Genomic DNA, 16,738 nt, shown 5'->3' with positions numbered 1-16,738 from the left:
TGACCCATGCCGCCTGAAATGACGATCAGATCGGCGTCGCTTTCTAGCCGACGTGCGCCCGTCGGCTACAGCTGAGGTCGACGGCTGTATGCCAGAGAACGGCTGCGAAGATGATGGCGCCGCCGAAGAAGGTGGCGATAGGCGGTTGCTCGGAGAACAGAAGCCAGACCCAAAACGGGGTCAGCACGATCTCCATCGTCCCGATCAGGGCGGCTTCGGCCGGCGGCATTCGCTTGGCTCCGGCCAGGAAAAGCACAAGCGCCAGCGAAAAATTGGTCGCACCGAAAGCAGCCAGCACGATCCAGTTGTGAAGATCAAGCGAGCCGACCGAGCCGAATGGAGCGAAGATGGCGAGCGTCAGGAAGGCACTGACGACTGTCGGCGGCAGGCTCGGCACCTCGGGATCGATGCGCGGGATGATGATGACGAGCGCGAAGGAAACCGTCATCCCAAGCGCCAGCAGGTCGCCGACCCCGGTGCCACCGCCGATCGACGAGGCAACGATAACCACGACACCCAGAAGGGAAATGGCTCCGGCAATCAGCGTGCGCCTTCCGACACCCTCTTTCAAAATGATCCATCCAAACAGGGCGGCGATGAAGGGTGCGGTCGAATAGATCATCGTCACATTCGCGACGCTGGTCATATAGAGCGCCCCGATGAAGCAGCCCTGGCTGACCGTCTGGCAGACAATCATCGCCAGACCGGACGGATGCAGGACCGAACGCCACTGCTTTCGTGATATCCCGCCTTCGAGGAACAGGCAGGGGATCAGCAGGAAAAGCCCCCCGAACAGCGATCGCCAGGCGATCGCCGTCCAGACATCTGTCGTCAGGAGCCGCGAGTAGACCCCGCTGGCACTCCAGGCAAGTGTCGCCCCGATGACGAGAAGGATGCCCTTCTCGCGCTCGCCGGCACCGAGGTGCCTGGCCGGATGGTCAATGGTCACGCAAGTTAGTCTCGAAGGAGGAAAAGTCGAACGCACCTCCTTTCTGCACCCGCTATTGACATCAGACAAACGAATAGTAGAGATGGATGTCATCGATTTTTTCTATGGCTGTCCATGCGCGAGCCCATCGAGAGCGATCTTCTCCGGACCTTCCTCGTCGTCGTCGAGACCACCAATTTCTCGGCGGCTGCACAGCGCGTCGGCAGAACGCAGTCTGCGATCAGCGCGGCGATCAAGAAGCTGGAAGACACGATCGGCGAAACACTGTTCGAACGCGGCGCCCGAGGGGTGGTGCTGACACGTCAGGGCGTCCAGCTCGTCCCCTATGCCCGCCGTGTCATCGATCTTCTGAGCGAGGCGGCCGCAACGATCCGCAGCAAACCGCTCGGCGGACCGGTTCGCATCGGCATTCCCGAGGAATATAGCCAGACCGTGCTGCCCGCAGCGCTTGCGGCCTTCGCCGTGCGTCATCCGGCTGTCGAGGTCACGATCTCCTGCGATTATACTGTCCGCAATATCGCCGCCCTCGAACGCGACGAACTCGATCTCGCCGTCGTCTTCGATTGGAGCGATCAGATGAGTGGTGAAGTGCTCTGCATCGACCCGACCGTCTGGGTGACCTCGATCGTCCACCGGCTGCACGACATCGACCCGTTGCCGATCGCAACCTATCGGGACTCGAGTTGGTGTCGCGACTTCGCATTGAAGTCGCTGCACCAGCTCGGGCGCAATTACCGGGTCGCCTTCATTGCCGATACCAGCTCCGGACTGAAGAACGCCGTGACTGCCGGTCTTGCCGTCACCACGCTATCGCGCAGCAACATCCCACCCGGCTGCCGGGAACTGACGACCGAAGACGGCTTCCCGCCGGTCGATTCCTCAAGAGTCGTGCTTCGTCGCAACACCTTCAGGTCCAGCGAAGCGGTTCGCGAGCTTGCCGAGATGGTGCGCGATGCCTTCCAGCCTATGGCTGGACCTCCGATGGTCTGACCGGACGCCGCAGCCTTCGCCGCGTTTGCGAGGGGCTTTCGGAATAGCTTGCCCGATAGCTTCGCGCGAAGGCGGAAGCTGAATTGAAGCCGGTCGCGGCTGCAATGTCGGCGAAGGACGCCGTCGTCTCTACTACCTTGCGCCGCGCCGCGTTCAATCTAAGGGCGAGATAATGGATATGGGGCGGCGCACCGATCGAGGCCTGGAAGAGATCCTGCAAGTGTCGGGCGCTGATCCCCACCCTCCGGGCAAGGCGCGCCAGCGCGATCGGCTGCTCGATATTGTCCTCCATCAGCCGCACGGCGTGGGCCACCCGCGGATCATTCATGCGCAAGCCTGCCGACAGCGCCTCGTCTGGATGAAAGGATGGCTGCTCGTAGCGGAACAGCCGGCTGACCTCGAGCGCCAGCGAATAGCTCTGGCGCCGCCGGATGACCTCCAACATCAGGTCCACGGTCGGTAGCGAGCCTGACGTCGTCAGCCGTTTGCCGTCGATGACGAACCGATCCTTGACCGCCGACACCTGCGGATACGCGAGCGCGAAATCCTCGTAATCCTCCCAATGCACGGTCGCCGACAGGTCGTCGAGCAGGCAGGCTTCCGCAAGCAGCCAGGTGCCGGATTCGATGCCGGCGATCATCGTCCGGTGGCGCGCCGCTTGCGATAGCTGCATCTTCAGGCCCGCTGTCGCGCTCTGCCGCCAGTTGTAGCTCGCCAGCACGAAGAGCGGCGTGTCCGATGCCGTCGTCTGGAACCTTCCTTGAGCTGGTATGGCAATGTGGCTGGTTGTCGGTATGGCTTCGCCGTCAGGCGTGAAAATGCGCCAACGGTACAGTTCACTGCCGGAGATGCGGTTTGCTGCGCGCAGCGGTTCGATGACGGAGGCAATGAGAATGAGATTGGTGTCCGGCAGGACAAGAAGATCGATATCGAGGCGTTCCGTCGATCGCTCCAGCATAATCCCCTCCCTGGTGTTCCGATAATGTATCGATCGATTCCGAAATTGCAAAGCATCGTCTCTGATCCTGGCGCGTAATGCCCTCAAGACGAGGGAGAACAACAAACATGCCTCTTGCGATGAACCGCGATGTTTTCATCACCTGCGCCGTCACTGGTGCCGGCGATACGGTTTCGAAATCCAGCCACGTTCCCATTACTCCCAAGCAGATCGCGGACTCCGCGATCGATGCCGCCAAGGCTGGGGCGGCAGTCGTTCACTGCCATGTCCGCGATCCTCAAACCGGTGCCGCAAGCCGCCGCAACGACCTCTACAGGGAGGTGACCGACCGCATCCGTTCGGCCGATGTCGATGTGGTGCTGAACCTGACGGCCGGCATGGGTGGAGATCTGATTTTCGGTGATGTCGAAAGCCCGCTTCCCTTGAAGACGGCAGGGACGGACATGGCAGGAGCAACCGAGCGCGTCAGCCATGTCGCCGAATGCCTGCCGGAAATCTGCACGCTCGACTGCGGCACGATGAACTTCAATCTCGGCGATTACGTCATGACCAACACGCCCGCCATGCTGCGGGCGATGGCCAGGAAAATGACCGATCTCGGCGTGCGTCCCGAGATCGAGGCCTTCGACACCGGTCATCTGTGGTTCGCCAAGCAGCTCGCCGAAGAAGGCCTGATAGAAGATCCGGTACTGATTCAGCTCTGCATGGGCATTCCATGGGGCGCCCCTGACGATCTCAACACCTTCATGGCAATGGTCAACAACGTGCCCGATAGCTGGACATTTTCGGCCTTTTCGATCGGCCGCAACGCCATGGCTTATCCGGCTGCCGCGGTTCTGGCGGGCGGCAATGTTCGCGTTGGCCTGGAAGATAACCTCTATATCGGCAAGGGCGCTCTCGCCACGAATGCGCAGCTCGTCGAAAAGGCCGTGCAGGTGGTCGAAGGCATGGGTGCCAGGATCATCGGTCCTGAAGACGTCCGCAAGAAACTGAACCTGACGAAGCGCTGAGGACGACATGACAGGGATCACCAAAGCGGCCTGTATCGGCGGCGGCGTCATCGGCGGCGGATGGATTGCACGTTTTCTGCTTGCCGGCATTGATGTGAGCGTCTTCGATCCGCATCCCGAAGCAAGCCGCATCGTAGGCGAGGTCCTTGCCAATGCGGAAAAAGCCTATGCAATGCTGACCGGCGCACCGCTGCCGCCGCGCGGCCGGCTTACCTTCGAAACGTCGCTGCAGGAGGCTGTCTCCGGTGCGGACTGGATCCAGGAAAGCGTGCCGGAACGGCTCGACCTCAAGCGCCGCGTATTGACGGAGATCGATGCTGCCGCACGACCGGACGCGCTGATCGGCTCGTCCACCTCCGGCCTGCTGCCGAGCGACCTGCAGCGCGACATGAAGCATCCCGAACGCCTCTTCGTCGCCCATCCCTATAATCCCGTCTATCTGCTTCCGCTGGTCGAAATCGTCGGCGGCGAAAAGACCTCGAAAGCGACCGTCGAGGCAGCGATGGCACGCCTTGCCCCGATCGGCATGAAGGGCGTCCATATCGCCAAGGAGATCGAGGCCTTCGTCGGCGACCGGCTGCTCGAAGCGCTCTGGCGCGAGGCGCTCTGGCTTATTCACGACGATATCTGCACGGTCGAGACACTCGACGACGTCATCCGCTATTCCTTCGGACTGCGCTGGGCACAGATGGGTCTGTTCCAGACCTATCGCATAGCCGGCGGCGAGGCCGGGATGCGCCATTTCCTCGCGCAGTTCGGGCCTTGCCTTGCCTGGCCCTGGACGAAGCTGACCGATGTTGTCGATCTCGATGAGGCGCTGATCGAAAAGATCGGAAGACAGTCAGACGAACAGGCGGCAGGTCTTTCGATCCGTGCACTCGAGCGCATCCGCGACGAAAATCTCGTCGGCATCCTGCAGGCGCTGAAGGCCGGAAACGGCGGCAAGGGCTGGGGCGCCGGCGAGTTGCTGAAGGATTTCGAACGGTCCCTGTGGGCCGCAGGCGACGGGAAAACCGCTGCTGCTGATCCTGAAGGCCCCCTCAAGCTCGTCGAGACCAAGGTGAGCCCGGCCTGGGTCGATTATAACGGCCATATGACTGAGCATCGCTACCTGCAAGTCTTCGGCGATACGTCCGACGCGCTTCTGCGCCTGATCGGGGTCGATCTTGCCTATGTCGAGGCCGGGCAGAGCTACTATACGGTCGAGACTCATATCCGCCATCTTGGCGAGGCAAAACTCGGGCAGGCGATCCATTCGACCTGCCAGATCCTCGCACTCGACGACAAGCGGCTGCACCTCTTCCACACGATCTGCGACAGCGAGAGCGGCGGCGTGCTCGCCACTGCCGAGCAAATGCTGCTGCATGTCGATACCGAAGCCGGCAAGGCGACACCGGCGCCAGGCGCAGTCCTTGACAAGGCAAATCTGATCGCAGCTGCCCATGCAAAGCTGCCTCCCCCCGATGGGGTTGGCCGCCATGTCGGCCAGAAACGATAGGAAGATCGACATGGATTTCGGCCTCAGCGAAGAACAGGAAATGATCGTCGAGACGGTCCGCGGCTTCGTCGAAACCGAAATTCATCCGCATGAGAACGAAGTCGAGCGCACGGGTTTCGTTCCGCCGGATCTTGCGGCTGATATCCGGCGCAAATGCATCGATCTCGGCTTCTACGCCTGCAATTTTCCCGAGGAGGCGGGCGGCGCCGGCCTCGACCATGTCACCTTCACGCTGGTCGAGCGGGAACTCGGCCGCGGCTCAATGGCACTGACGGTCTTTTTCGGCCGTCCCTCCGGCATCCTGATGGCCTGCGAAGGCGAGCAACGTGAACGGTATCTGCTTCCTGCCGTCCGCGGAGAAAAGATCGACGCGCTGGCGATCACCGAGCCCGATGCCGGTTCTGACATGCGCGGTATGAAATGCGCCGCTCGCAGCGACGGCAGCGACTTCGTCCTCAATGGCACCAAGCATTTCATCTCGCATGCCGATGTCGCCGATTTCATCATCGTCTTTGCCGCGACCGGCGAAGAGGAAACGCCGAGAGGCCTCAAGAAGAAGATCACTGCATTCCTCGTCGATCGCGGCACGCCAGGCTTCGAAATCCTAAAAGGCTATGATTCCGTCTCCCACCGCGGCTATCACAATTGCACCTTGAGCTTTGCCGATTGCCGGATTCCGGCAACCCAAGTGCTCGGCGAGGTGCATCATGGTTTCGAACTCGCCAATCAATGGCTCTACGGCACGCGACTGACAGTCGCCGCCACCTGCGTTGGCCGGGCGCGGCGCGTCTTCGACATGGCTTTATCCTATGCCGCCGAGCGCAAGCAGTTCGGCAGGCCGATCGGCGCCAATCAGGGCGTCTCCTTCAAGCTTGCTGACATGATCACCGAGATCGACGCGGCCGACTGGTTGACGCTTTCGGCAGCGTGGCGTCTGGATGCAGGCTTGAGTTCCGATCGCGAAATCGCCTCGGCCAAGCTTTACGCCTCAGAAATGCTTGCCCGCGTCACGGATGAGGCGATCCAGATCTACGGCGGCATGGGCCTGATGGACGATCTGCCGCTTGCCCGCTTCTGGCGGGATGCGCGGGTCGAACGTATATGGGACGGCACGTCGGAAATCCAGCGCCACATCATCAGCCGCGATCTGCTGCGGCCTCTGGGAGCGTAGCCGATGACAGCACGCGCGCTCGACCGCCTGTTCAGACCGCAAACGATCGCCGTCTTTGGCGGCCGCGAAGCGCGTCGGGTGATGGAGCAGTGCGACAGGATGGGGTTTGCAGGAGAAATCTGGCCCGTTCACCCGACGCTCGACGAGCTCCTCGGGAGGCAGTGTTACAGAAGCGTTTCCGAACTGCCGTCGCCGCCGGACGCCGCCTTCGTAGGGGTCAACCGGATATCGACCGTCGAAATCGTGCGCAGCCTGTCGGCGGCGGGTGCCGGCGGTGCGGTCTGTTATGCCTCCGGCTTCAGCGAGGCCGTGGCGGAACTTGCCGATGGCTGCCAGCTGCAACAGGCATTGGTTGGCGCTGCAGCTGACATGCCGATCCTTGGACCAAACTGCTACGGCTTCATCAACGGCCTCGACGGCGCGCTGCTCTGGCCCGATCAGCATGGCATGAAGCGCGTCGAAGGTGGTGTGGCGATCCTGACCCAATCGTCGAATATAGCGCTCAACCTGACCATGCAGACACGCGGCCTGCCGATCGCCTATGTCGTGACGTCAGGCAACCAGGCGCAAACCTCGCTATGCGATCTCGCCTGCGGCCTGCTTGCCGACCCACGCGTGACGGCGCTTGGCCTCCATGTCGAGGGCTTTGGCGACAAAGCTGCGCTCGAGCGCCTTGCCGCCACAGCCCGCCTGACGAAAAAGCCCGTCGTTGTTTTGAAAGTCGGCAAGTCCGAACAGGCAAGACAGGCAACGCTCTCCCATACCGCATCCCTTGCCGGCGGCGACGCCGTGGCCGATGCAGTGCTTACCCGCCTCGGCATCGGACGCGTCGAAACGCTGCCGGCGCTGCTTGAAACGCTGAAACTCCTGCATGTGGCAGGCCCGCTGCAAGGTGCCACTATCTCCTCGATGAGTTGTTCGGGCGGCGAAGCCTCGCTGATGGCGGATGCTGCAGTCGGGCGCTCCGTCACGTTCCGAGATCTCGAACCAAAGCAACTGCCGCGCCTGAGAAATATTCTCGGCGACATGGTGACGCTCTCCAATCCGCTCGATTACCACACGTTCGTGTGGGGCGATCTTGCTGGTCAGACGGAGGCTTTCGCGGCCATGTTCGAAGGCAGCTATGACCTCAATCTCATCGTCCTCGATTTTCCGCGCGGTGATCGATGCGAGGCGACAGATTGGATGACGGCGGCTGACGCGGTCACCGTTGCGGCGTCTACGACAGGCGCGCTTACCGGGATTCTGGCGACCCTTTCCGAAAACATGCCGGAAGCTGTCGCCGACCGTCTGATCGCCGAAGGCGTCGTCCCCTTCTGCGGTATTGATGAAACCCTGATCGCCGCGGAAGTCGCAGCCGGAATCGGCCATGCCTGGCGCAAACCCCCTTCCCTGCCGCTTCTCAACGTGGTGTCTGTCGAAGGCGCAATCGAAACGCTGAGCGAGGCCGATGCGAAGACGGAACTCGATATCGCCGGCCTTCGTATCCCCAAAGGCCGGGTTGCAACTTCGCCGCTTCAGGCGGCGGATTGTGCCGAGCGGCTTGGCTTTCCTGTTGTCCTGAAAGCCCTTGGCGTCGCGCACAAGACCGAAGCGGGCGCCGTCGCACTCAACCTGAAGGATGCTAAGGCCGTATTGGATGCCGCATCAAAGATGGCTGCGACAGACGGTTTTCTGATCGAGAAGATGATCGACCGGCCCGTCGCGGAGCTGATCGTCGGCGCTTCCCGCGACCCCGTTTTCGGATTATCGCTAACGCTGGGTGCCGGCGGAATTTTCGTCGAATTGCTGGAGGATTCCGTCATTTTGCCGCTGCCGACGACGAGATTGGAAATTTCGGAGGCAATATCGCGTCTTAAGATCGCAAAATTGATCGAGGGATATCGCGGGCGTCCGAAGGGAGATCTTGAAGCGACCGTGACGGCTGTCGCGCGGGCGGCAGATTATGTCGTAATGAATGCGGCACGGCTGGAGGAACTGGACATTAATCCATTGATGGTTCTTCCCGAGGGGCACGGCGTGGCCGCAGTCGATGCCCTGATCCGGCGGAGGAGGTAGCATAGGTTGAGCGAGCCCATTCGGACCCGACGGGTCGGCGCAGTGCTGGAAGTCATCCTCGAGCGGCCGAAGGCGAACGCCATCGACCTTGCCACCAGCCGCGCCATGGGACTGATATTCCGCGATTTCCGGGACGACACCGCGCTCCGGGTTGCAATCATCTCCGGCGCGGGTGAGAAATTCTTCTGCGCCGGATGGGATCTGAAGGCTGCCGCGGCAGGCGACGCGGTCGACGGGGACTATGGCGTTGGCGGTTTCGGCGGGCTGCAGGAACTGCGCGATCTCAACAAGCCGGTCATCTGTGCCGTCAACGGCATCTGTTGTGGAGGCGGACTGGAGATCGCACTTTCCGCCGATCTGATTCTTGCCGCCGAGCACGCGACCTTCGCCCTTCCGGAAATCCGCTCCGGCACGGTTGCCGATGCCGCCTCGGTGAAGCTGCCGAAGCGCATCCCCTATCATATCGCCATGGACATGCTTTTGACCGGCCGCTGGCTTGACGTCCATGAGGCGCATCGCTGGGGCTTCGTCAATGAGATATTGCCCGCGGACGGGCTGATGGAGCGGGCTTGGGATCTCGCCCGCCTGCTCGAAAGCGGGCCGCCGCTCGTCTACGCCGCAATCAAGGAAATCGTCCGTGAATCGGAGGGTTCGACCTTTCAGACTGCCATGAACAAAATCACCAAACGGCAGTTTGCGACGGTGGACCGGCTTTATTCGAGCGAGGACCAATTGGAAGGCGCACGGGCTTTCGCCGAAAAACGAAGCCCTAACTGGAAAGGACGGTAACAAGGCGGCGGCAACCGCATCATCTTCCCGCAAGCGTGCGGGCACCTGGGACGGAAGAGGAAACCGTTCGGGAATCTGCCCAAAAATCGAAGTCAACGCACCATAAGAAGGAGAAGGGGAATGAACGACTACACTAAATATCTCGCAAGCCGGGTGACCGCCGGTGGCCTCAGCCGCCGCGAATTCCTGGGACGCGCCATGGCGGCCGGCCTGACGCTTACTGTTGCCGACAAGCTCTTTACCGAAAGTGCCGAGGCCGCCGAGCCGAAGCGTGGCGGTCATTTGAAACTTGGGCTGGAGGGCGGGGCTGCAACCGACTCCAAGGACCCGGCGAAATTTCTGTCGCAATTCATGTTCTGCGTCGGTCGCTGCTGGGGCGACATGCTGGTTGAATCCGACCCGCTGACGGGCGCTGCCGTACCGGCGCTTGCCGAATCCTGGGAACCGTCGAAGGATGCGGCAACCTGGACCTTCAAGATCCGCAAGGGCGTCAAGTTCCACAATGGCAAGGAACTGACGATCGACGACGTAGTCGCCACACTCAAGCGCCATACCGACAAGAAATCGGAATCCGGCGCGCTCGGCGTCCTCGGCTCGATCAAGGAAATCAAGGCCGACGGCGGCAACCTCGTCCTGACGCTTTCGGAAGGCAATGCCGACATGCCGCTGCTATTGACCGATTATCATCTGGTCATTCAGCCGAATGGCGGTGTCGACGATCCGCTCGCCTCGATCGGTACTGGCCCGTACAAGCTCATGAGCTTCGAGCCTGGCGTGCGCGCCACTTTCGAAAAGAACAAGGACGACTGGCGCACCGATCGCGGTTATGTCGATTCCATCGAAATCATCGGCATGAACGATGCCACGGCGCGCATCGCCGCGCTTTCGTCCGGCCAGGTGCACTACATCAACCGTGTCGATCCGAAGACCGTCAACCTCTTGAAGCGCGCTCCGAATGTCGAGATCCTTTCGACTGCCGGGCGCGGCCACTATGTCTTCATCATGCATTGCGACAAGGCGCCGTTCGACAATAACGACCTGCGCCTCGCGCTCAAATACGCCATGGACCGCGAAACCATGGTTCAGAAGATCCTCGGCGGCTACGGCAAGGTCGGCAACGACTTCCCGATCAACAGCACCTACGCGCTCTTTCCCGAGGGGATCGAACAGCGTGCCTACGATCCGGACAAGGCGGCCTTCCACTACAAGAAATCCGGCCATAGCGGCTCGGTTCTGCTGCGCACTTCGGAGGTCGCCTTCCCCGGTGCCGTCGATGCGGCCGTCCTTTATCAGGAAAGCTGCAAGAAGGCAGGTATCGAGATAGAGCTCAAGCGCGAGCCCGGCGACGGATATTGGACCAACGTCTGGAATGTCCAACCTTTCTCGACCTCCTATTGGGGCGGCCGCCCGACGCAAGATCAGATGTATTCCACCGCCTATCTCTCGACGGCCGACTGGAACGATACCCGCTTCAAACGTCCGGATTTCGATAGGCTGCTTCTCCAGGCGCGTTCCGAACTCGACGATGCCAAGCGCAAGGAACTTTACCGCGCCATGGCAATGATGGTGCGCGACGAGGGCGGTGTGATCCTTCCGATGTTCAACGACTTCGTGAACGCCTCCACCAAGCAGGTGAAGGGTTATGTCCACGACATCGGCAACGACATGTCGAACGGCTACGTCGCGACCCGCGTCTGGCTGGAGGCCTGAAGCCGGGACATCTAAGTCCGATCTCCAGCGAAGCCGGGACCGCGGGACAAAACCCGCGGTCCTCCTGACGTTTCAGCGCGAGGCCTTCACCATGTCCAGTCCGACCTCAGGCAATATCCTGCCCGGCCTTAGGTTCCGGCAGCGTTTTCCGCTGCTTGCCCTCATTCTCGAGCGCTTCGTGCTCAGCATCATACTGCTCTTTGCCGTCTCCATCCTGATCTTCGGCGGTCTGGAAGCGCTTCCAGGCGATTTCGCCACGACCTATCTCGGTCAATCGGCAACGCCGCAGGCGGTCGCTAATATTCGCAAGGATCTTGGGCTCGACCGGCCAGTGACGACGCGATACGTCGAATGGCTTGGCAATGCCGTTCAAGGAGATTTCGGCACATCATGGGCCAGCAAGAACTCCGTCAGCGAACAGATCGGCAAGCGGCTCGGCAATTCGCTGTTTCTGGCCGGTTTTGCCGCCCTAATCTCCGTGCCGCTGGCCGTCGGACTCGGCATGGTCTCGGCGCATTTCCGGGGCCGCCTGCCGGATAAGATCATCAACATTATTTCGCTTGCGGCGATCTCGCTGCCGGAATTCTTCATTGGCTACCTGCTGATCATGTTTTTCGCGGTGAAGTTCGGCGTCGCGACCTTTCCCGCCACCGTCTATGAGAGCATGAGCGTTGCCGATCGTCTGAAGGCAATCGCCCTACCGACGGCGACCCTCGTGCTGGTCGTGCTTGCCCACATGATGCGCATGACGCGTGCTGCAATCCTGTCCGTGATGTCGTCTGCCTATATGGAGACGGCTGAGTTGAAGGGGCTTTCTGCGTTCCGCTCGATCGTCAAGCACGCCGCGCCGAACGCGCTCGCGCCGATCATTAATGTCGTGGCGCTGAATCTCGCCTATCTGATCGTTGGTGTGGTCGTCGTCGAGGTGGTCTTCGTCTATCCCGGCATGGGCCAGTATATGGTCGACGCCGTGAGCGTGCGCGACATGCCGGTAGTGCAGGCCTGCGGTCTGATCTTCGCTGCCGTCTACATCTTCCTCAACATGCTGGCCGATATTCTTGCGATCATCGCCAATCCCAGGCTGAGGCATCCGAGATGAAATTGAGAGATATCCCCACTACCGCCTGGATCGGCATGATCGGCATTGCGATTGCCTTCGTCTTCGCTCTCTTTGCACCCTTGATCGCGCCCTACGGGGAGACCGAGGTCGTCGGCAGCGTCTGGCAGACGCCTGATGCGCAATATGTCTTCGGCCTCGACAATCTCGGCCGCGACATCCTCTCGCGGTTGATCTACGGCGCACGAACCACGCTCTTCGTGGCGCTTGCCGCGACGGTCATCTCTTTCTCGCTCGGCGTCATCTTAAGCTTCACGGCAGCCGTGTCGCGCGGGCTGGTCGATATGATCTTCTCCCGTTTCAACGACCTGATGATGTCGATTCCGACGCTGATCTTCGCGCTCGTGGTTCTGGCCGTACTGCCACAGAACATCATCGTGCTGATCCTCGTCATGGCGATCCTGGATTCCACCCGCGTCTATCGTCTCGGCCGCGCCGTGGCACTCGATGTCGCTGTCATGGAATTCGTCGAGGCGGCCAAACTTCGCGGCGAAGGAAAACTCTGGATCATCTTCCGGGAGATCCTGCCGAACACGCTGACACCGCTGCTTGCCGAGTTCGGGCTGCGTTTTGCCTTTTCGATCCTGTTCCTCTCGACATTGTCCTTCCTCGGCCTCGGCATCCAGCCGCCATCGGCTGACTGGGGCGGCATGGTCAAAGACAACAAGGACGGCATTATCTTCGGCATTTCGGCAGCCCTCGTCCCGGGGAGCGCGATCGCCGCCCTCGCAGTCTGCGTCAACCTGGTCGTCGACTGGCTTTTGAAACGAACCTCGAGCCTCAAAGGAGGGCGTGGCGATGCCTGATCTTCTTTCCGTCCGTAATCTGAAGATCGAAGCCACCAGCTATCCGCCGGGTGAAGCGCCGAAACGCGTGACCATCGTTGACGGCGTTTCCTTTGATTTGCTGAAAGGCCGGGTGCTAGGGCTGATCGGTGAATCCGGGGCCGGCAAGTCAACGATCGGACTCTCGGCACTTGCCTATGGCCGAGGCGGTGCCGAGATCACCGGCGGGGAAGTGCTGCTCGACGGCGACAATATCCTTGCCCTTGGCAGGAATGGCATCAGACAGATCCGCGGCGCCCGCGTCTGCTATGTGGCTCAGTCGGCCGCAGCCGCCTTCAATCCCGCCCACCGGCTCGGCGACCAGGTGATTGAGGCTTCCGTCAAACACGGGCTCATGAGCAAACAGGAAGCGAAAAAGCGAGCGCTCTACCTCTTCCAAGTGCTTGGCCTTCCCCATCCCGAAAGTTTTGGCGAACGCTTCCCGCATCAGGTCTCGGGCGGCCAGTTACAGCGCGCCATGACGGCTATGGCGCTTTGCTCCAACCCCGAACTGATCGTTTTCGACGAACCGACGACGGCACTTGACGTCACCACCCAGATCGACGTGCTCGCGGCGATCAAGCATGCGATCGAGGCAACGCATACAGCGGCCCTCTATATCACCCATGATCTCGCCGTCGTTGCCCAGATCTCCGATGACATCATGGTGCTGCGCCATGGCAAGACGGTGGAATACGGCAGTGTCCAGCAAATCATCGAAGCGCCACGGGAGGACTATACCCGCGCGCTGGTCAACGTCCGGCAGACACTGAGGGACGAAGCTGTCGATCAGTCCGATGCACTGCTGAAGATCGAAAATGTCAGCGCGGAATATTCTAATGGCTTCAAGGTCCTGAACGATGTCAGCCTGCATGTGCCGAAGGGACAGACATTGGCGATCGTCGGTGAATCGGGCTCGGGAAAATCAACGCTCGCCCGCGCCGTCACCGGGCTGCTTGCGCCAACCGCCGGCACGATATCGTTTGCCGGCAAAGCGTTGACGCCCGACGTCCGACACCGGCCACGCGACGACCTGCGCCGCATCCAGCTCATCTACCAGATGGCCGACACAGCGATGAACCCGCGTCAGACCGTGCGCGACATCATCGGCCGGGCGCTGACCTTCTATTACGGCCTCAGGGGAGTCTCAAAGACGGACCGTGTGAAGGAACTACTCGACCAGATCGAGATGGGTAACGGCTTCCTGAACCGCTACCCGGCAGAGCTCTCGGGCGGCCAGAAGCAGCGTGTGGCGATAGCGCGCGCGCTGGCTGCAAAGCCCGAACTCATCCTGTGCGACGAGCCGACCTCGGCTCTCGATCCGCTGGTGGCTGAAGGCATCCTGAAACTGCTGCTGCGCCTGCAAGAAGAAGAAAAGCTATCCTACATCTTCATCACCCATGACATCGCCATCGTCAGGGCTATTGCCGACAGTGTCGCGGTCATGCATCGCGGCAGGGTCGTGCGGTTCGGCCCGAAATCGAAGGCGCTTTCCCCGCCCTTCGATGACTATACCGATCTGCTCCTGAAATCCGTCCCGGAGATGGAGATTGGCTGGCTCGAAAAGGTGCTGACCACCCGGCGGATGGAAAGTGCCGGCAACTGAACCGTCAACGCAGCCGGTTCCGCCGGCTCAACGATTGCTGCCAGGGAAAACACATGAGCCAACGCTCCTTCACGACGATCGAAAACCAGTGGATCACACTTGGCGATGGAACGCGCCTGGCCGCGCGGATCTGGATGCCTGATGGCGCAGACGCCGACCCGGTGCCGGCCGTCTTCGAGTTCCTGCCCTATCGCAAGCGCGATGGAACGAGCCTGCGCGACGAATCGACCTACCCCGTCTTTGCTGCCGCCGGCATTGCCGGAGTGCGTGTCGATATCCGGGGTTCGGGCGAATCCGAAGGCGTGATCGATGGCGAATATACCGAACTTGAGCTTGCCAACGCCTGTGAACTGATCGATTGGATCGCCAGCCAGCCCTGGTGCAACGGCGCGGTCGGCATGATGGGCATTTCATGGGGCGGCTTCAACAGCCTGCAGGTAGCGGCCCTTCGCCCCCCGGCATTGAAGGCTGTCATCTCGATCGCCTCGACTGTGGATCGTTACAATGACGACATCCATTACAAGAATGGCTGTCACCTGTCCGCCCAGCTTTCCTGGGCCGCGACGATGCTAGGCTACCAGTCCCGCCCGCCGGATCCGGCTGTTGTCGGCGATCGCTGGAGGGAGCTGTGGCTGGAAAGGCTGCAAAACGAGCCCTTCTTCATGGAGGAGTGGCTCGCCCACCAGCGACGAGACGCCTTCTGGAAACACGGTTCGATCTGCGAGAATTTTTCAAGTTTGGAAATCCCGGCGCTGGTAATCGCCGGCTGGGCCGATGGCTATCGCAATACACCGCTGAAGGCAATCGCGGGGCTTGGGACGAGAGCAAAGGCGCTGATCGGTCCCTGGGTTCATAAATATCCGCATTTCGCCTTCCCAAAGCCACGCGCCGATTTCCATGGCGAGGCGATCGCCTGGTGGAACTGTTGGCTGCGCGGAGAGAAGAACCATGCGGAAAACACGCCGCAACTGCGCGCCTATATACTCGATGCCGTGCGCCCTGCCCCGCGCCGGGAAGCTGATCCCGGCTTCTGGGTCGCAATCGACGCGTGGCGAGCACCAGCGGTGCAATATTTCCACGCAGGATCATCGGGCCGGCTCGACGAAGGAGTGGTTAGATTGCAGACGTTGGCGCAAGACGTCCATCTGCGCTCGCCACTTGATACCGGTACGGCATCGGGGGAATATTTCACACTGAAACCGGATGCCGAAATGGCGATCGACCAGCGAGGCGACGATGCCGGCTCTCTTGTCTTTGAAACCCCACCGCTTGCCGAGGATTGCGACTACCTCGGCCAGCCTGTCGTCACTCTGGCGCTACGCTGTGAGGCAGACACTGCAAATCTCTGCGCGCGGCTCGTCGATGTACATGAGGACGGCATGGCGACACGCGTTTCCTTCGGCGTCCTCAATCTTGCTCATCGCGATGGCAGCGCCGAGCCAAGACCCATGAAAAGCGGCGACCGCGTGATTGTACGCCTTGTTCTGGATGCCTGCGGCTATCGTTTCCGCGCCGGCCATCGCATCCGCCTTTCACTTTCTACCGCCTATTGGCCGATGATCCTGCCGCCGCCGACTGATCCCGGCCTTGTCATCGATACGACTTCAATCGAACTTGCCTTGCCGATGCTTGCCAATCATCGCCTAATTGCGGTGAAGGAGCCGGATAATCCCGATCCGCTGCCGAAATATATCGAACATGCGCCGGCTGACACGAAAAGGCAGGTCGTCAAAGAGCTTTGTGCCAATCGAACCGAATACCGTATCCATGAGGATACCGGGCTTTTCGAGCATCCCGATACAGGGCTCAGTACGCGCCAACTGCGCGATGAGACATGGTCGATCGCGCTAGACGACCCGCTCTCCATGACGGGCCAATCCACCTGGACCTGCGACATGCAACGTCCCGGCTGGTCGGTGACGACGGTGGCGACTGCCGCGATCGGCTGCACGGCAACACACTGGGTTATCGCCGCCAACGTCACGGCCTACGAGGGTGGGGTAAAGGTCTTCGAAAAGGATTTCGAAGAAAAGAAGATCGCGCGCGACCTGATGTAGC

General features: G+C 61.0%; 13 protein-coding genes. 11 read left to right on the top strand and 2 right to left on the bottom strand.

Going from position 1 to position 16,738, the window contains the following annotated elements:
• Window positions 1–43: 43 nt before the first annotated feature.
• On the bottom strand, window positions 44–949 hold the full coding sequence (locus tag FHX08_RS18910; RefSeq protein ID WP_132655018.1) for a DMT family transporter: 906 nt from the start codon (window positions 947–949) through the stop codon (window positions 44–46).
• 114 nt (window positions 950–1,063) lie between these two features.
• Between FHX08_RS18910 and FHX08_RS18905 the strand changes: the two genes are divergently transcribed.
• Window positions 1,064–1,939, top strand: a complete 876-nt coding sequence (locus FHX08_RS18905) for a LysR family transcriptional regulator (protein WP_132655016.1) — start codon at window positions 1,064–1,066, stop codon at window positions 1,937–1,939.
• Here the strand turns inward: FHX08_RS18905 and FHX08_RS18900 are convergent.
• On the bottom strand, window positions 1,914–2,897 hold the full coding sequence (locus tag FHX08_RS18900; protein WP_132655014.1) for a GlxA family transcriptional regulator: 984 nt from the start codon (window positions 2,895–2,897) through the stop codon (window positions 1,914–1,916). The genes FHX08_RS18905 and FHX08_RS18900 overlap by 26 nt on opposite strands.
• Before the next feature lie 107 nt (window positions 2,898–3,004).
• On the opposite strand from FHX08_RS18900, the gene FHX08_RS18895 reads away from it, so the two are divergent.
• The 10 genes from FHX08_RS18895 to FHX08_RS18850 all read left to right on the top strand — a co-directional run bounded on the left by FHX08_RS18895 (window position 3,005) and on the right by FHX08_RS18850 (window position 16,737).
• Window positions 3,005–3,907, top strand: a complete 903-nt coding sequence (locus FHX08_RS18895) for a 3-keto-5-aminohexanoate cleavage protein (protein ID WP_132655012.1) — start codon at window positions 3,005–3,007, stop codon at window positions 3,905–3,907.
• A gap of 7 nt (window positions 3,908–3,914) precedes the next feature.
• Complete coding sequence (locus FHX08_RS18890) at window positions 3,915–5,405, top strand: carnitine 3-dehydrogenase (RefSeq protein WP_132655010.1); 1,491 nt, start codon at window positions 3,915–3,917, stop codon at window positions 5,403–5,405.
• Between the two features lie 10 nt (window positions 5,406–5,415).
• A complete protein-coding gene (locus FHX08_RS18885; protein WP_132655439.1) occupies window positions 5,416–6,576 on the top strand; it encodes an acyl-CoA dehydrogenase family protein in 1,161 nt (386 codons plus the stop codon).
• Window positions 6,577–6,579: 3 nt separating this feature from the next.
• Window positions 6,580–8,634, top strand: a complete 2,055-nt coding sequence (locus tag FHX08_RS18880; protein WP_184327553.1) for an acetate--CoA ligase family protein — start codon at window positions 6,580–6,582, stop codon at window positions 8,632–8,634.
• A 6-nt stretch (window positions 8,635–8,640) separates the two neighbouring features.
• A complete protein-coding gene (locus FHX08_RS18875) occupies window positions 8,641–9,423 on the top strand; it encodes a carnitinyl-CoA dehydratase (RefSeq protein WP_132655006.1) in 783 nt (260 codons plus the stop codon).
• 120 nt (window positions 9,424–9,543) lie between these two features.
• Window positions 9,544–11,133 (top strand): ABC transporter substrate-binding protein, encoded by a 1,590-nt coding sequence (locus FHX08_RS18870; RefSeq protein WP_132655004.1) that lies wholly within the window; start codon window positions 9,544–9,546, stop codon window positions 11,131–11,133.
• Window positions 11,134–11,224: 91 nt separating this feature from the next.
• The gene (locus FHX08_RS18865; RefSeq protein ID WP_132655002.1) at window positions 11,225–12,232 is read left to right on the top strand and encodes an ABC transporter permease; all 1,008 of its coding nucleotides are present in this window, start codon (window positions 11,225–11,227) and stop codon (window positions 12,230–12,232) included.
• The gene (locus tag FHX08_RS18860) at window positions 12,229–13,056 is read left to right on the top strand and encodes an ABC transporter permease (RefSeq protein WP_132655000.1); all 828 of its coding nucleotides are present in this window, start codon (window positions 12,229–12,231) and stop codon (window positions 13,054–13,056) included. The genes FHX08_RS18865 and FHX08_RS18860 overlap by 4 nt, the downstream gene beginning before the upstream one ends.
• Window positions 13,049–14,680, top strand: a complete 1,632-nt coding sequence (locus FHX08_RS18855; RefSeq protein WP_132654998.1) for an ABC transporter ATP-binding protein — start codon at window positions 13,049–13,051, stop codon at window positions 14,678–14,680. The genes FHX08_RS18860 and FHX08_RS18855 overlap by 8 nt, the downstream gene beginning before the upstream one ends.
• Before the next feature lie 53 nt (window positions 14,681–14,733).
• Complete coding sequence (locus FHX08_RS18850; RefSeq protein ID WP_132654996.1) at window positions 14,734–16,737, top strand: CocE/NonD family hydrolase; 2,004 nt, start codon at window positions 14,734–14,736, stop codon at window positions 16,735–16,737.
• Window position 16,738: the final 1 nt, after the last annotated feature.

This window comes from Rhizobium sp. BK529, assembly GCF_014194105.1.
Classification (GTDB): domain Bacteria; phylum Pseudomonadota; class Alphaproteobacteria; order Rhizobiales; family Rhizobiaceae; genus Rhizobium.
Note: the sequence above shows the minus strand (reverse complement) of the source record. Positions and strands in the feature narration are given on the sequence as shown.

Bases quoted from the DNA above. Each gene is read 5' to 3' on its own strand.
- FHX08_RS18890 (WP_132655010.1), top strand. From the start codon at position 3,915: ATGACAGGGATCACCAAAGCGGCCTGTATCGGCGGCGGCGTCATCGGC.
- FHX08_RS18850 (WP_132654996.1), top strand. From the start codon at position 14,734: ATGAGCCAACGCTCCTTCACGACGATCGAAAACCAGTGGATCACACTT.
- FHX08_RS18880 (WP_184327553.1), top strand. From the start codon at position 6,580: ATGACAGCACGCGCGCTCGACCGCCTGTTCAGACCGCAAACGATCGCC.
- FHX08_RS18900 (WP_132655014.1), bottom strand. From the start codon at position 2,897: ATGCTGGAGCGATCGACGGAACGCCTCGATATCGATCTTCTTGTCCTG.
- FHX08_RS18870 (WP_132655004.1), top strand. From the start codon at position 9,544: ATGAACGACTACACTAAATATCTCGCAAGCCGGGTGACCGCCGGTGGC.
- FHX08_RS18860 (WP_132655000.1), top strand. From the start codon at position 12,229: ATGAAATTGAGAGATATCCCCACTACCGCCTGGATCGGCATGATCGGC.
- FHX08_RS18865 (WP_132655002.1), top strand. From the start codon at position 11,225: ATGTCCAGTCCGACCTCAGGCAATATCCTGCCCGGCCTTAGGTTCCGG.
- FHX08_RS18885 (WP_132655439.1), top strand. From the start codon at position 5,416: ATGGATTTCGGCCTCAGCGAAGAACAGGAAATGATCGTCGAGACGGTC.
- FHX08_RS18905 (WP_132655016.1), top strand. From the start codon at position 1,064: ATGCGCGAGCCCATCGAGAGCGATCTTCTCCGGACCTTCCTCGTCGTC.
- FHX08_RS18895 (WP_132655012.1), top strand. From the start codon at position 3,005: ATGCCTCTTGCGATGAACCGCGATGTTTTCATCACCTGCGCCGTCACT.
- FHX08_RS18855 (WP_132654998.1), top strand. From the start codon at position 13,049: ATGCCTGATCTTCTTTCCGTCCGTAATCTGAAGATCGAAGCCACCAGC.